This is a genomic window from Paenibacillus sp. EKM301P (assembly GCF_011800295.1).
GTDB lineage: Bacteria > Bacillota > Bacilli > Paenibacillales > Paenibacillaceae > Paenibacillus > Paenibacillus polymyxa.
Genome location: NZ_JAALFM010000046.1, coordinates 1 through 1462 on the forward strand (window position 1 = coordinate 1; position 1462 = coordinate 1462).

A 1462-nucleotide genomic window follows, 5' to 3' on the forward strand; every position below is an offset into this window, starting at 1 on the left:
CACCGTCCATATTCCAGGAAAGCCTAAAGCTGCTGGTTAGTCGCCACGCTATATTACGGACGAATTTCTACAGTGGCTGGCATGGTCAACCCTTACAAATCGTCTATCGTCATAAAGATTCGAGCTTCCGTTATGAAGATGTCAGAGGGTGTGAACAGACTGTAGCTGAATTTGTGTCTCAGGATAAAGCCAGAGGCTTTGATCTAAGCGAGGATACGCTTATGCGCGTAGCTGTTTTCCGCACGGGCGATCGCTCATACCGTTTTGTATGGAGCTTCCACCATATCGTGATGGACGGCTGGTGCCTGTCACTAATGACAGACGAAGTGTTTGGTGTATATGCTGCCTTGCTGGAGAACAAGCAGCCAGAACTCGCACCTGTTAAGCCGTATAGTGACTATATCGAATGGTTGGAACATCAAGATGCACAGGAAGCAACCCGTTATTGGAGTGACTACTTGGCAGGTTTTGAGCAGCAAACCTTGTTGCCTACTGAGAACTCGCAGGCTTCTGAAGCAGAGTGGGACAAAGATTCAGACAGAAGCGATCAAAGTTCACATTCCGGCTATGTTTTGGAAAAGCTGCCATTTATGTTAGGTAAAGAACGGAGTGCCGCCTTAAAGCAAATGGCCAAGCAACAACATGTCACGATTAACACATTGCTGCAAAGCGTTTGGGGCGTTATTTTACAGAAATACAATAATCATCAGGATGTTGTGTTTGGTAGTGTGGTATCCGGTCGTCCGGCAGAAATTGCAGGTGTGGAGAGCATGATCGGTTTGTTTATCAACACGATTCCAGTACGCATATGCAGTGCACAGGACGCTACATTTGCTGACGTATTGCAGCGTACACAGGAACAGGCTTTGGCCTCCAGTGTCTATGACACGTTCCCGCTCTACGACATTCAGGCACGGACTGAACAAAAACAAGACCTGATCAATCACATTATGGTCTTTGAAAACTATCCCATCGGGCAGCAGATGAAGCAGATGGGCGGTTCCGGCGAAGCGGACGCACACACAGGCTTCTCTATTGCCAACGTAGCACTTGCAGAGCAAACCAACTACGATTTTAACCTGATTGTCGTGCCTGATGAAGATATCTCTATTCTGCTTGAGTACAATGCGCTGGTGTATAACCGGTCTGCAATGGAGCGTATCTATGGTCATATCAACCACGTCATCGGGCAAATCGTAGACAATCCGTATATCCGTGTGAATGAGCTGGCATTGGTGACAGCGGAAGAGCAGGCACAGATCGTTCAGGTGTGGGGAGATACAGCGGCAGCTTATCCGCAGGACCAAACGCTAAGTGCGCTATTCGAGCAGCAGGCAGTGAACACACCAGAGCAAGTGGCGGTGTTGTGCGGAGCGGAGTCGTTGACCTACGCGGAGCTGAACGAACGAGCCAACCGTTTAGCGCGGACGTTGCGTGCGCAAGGGGTTCAGCCGGATCAGCC

1 protein-coding gene is annotated in these 1462 nt (G+C 49.4%); it reads left to right on the forward strand.

The window, feature by feature from the left end; translation table 11 throughout:
• The coding region (locus tag HFD99_RS24735) for a condensation domain-containing protein (RefSeq protein ID WP_167441045.1) at positions 1–1462 on the forward strand (1462 nt) is incomplete at both ends.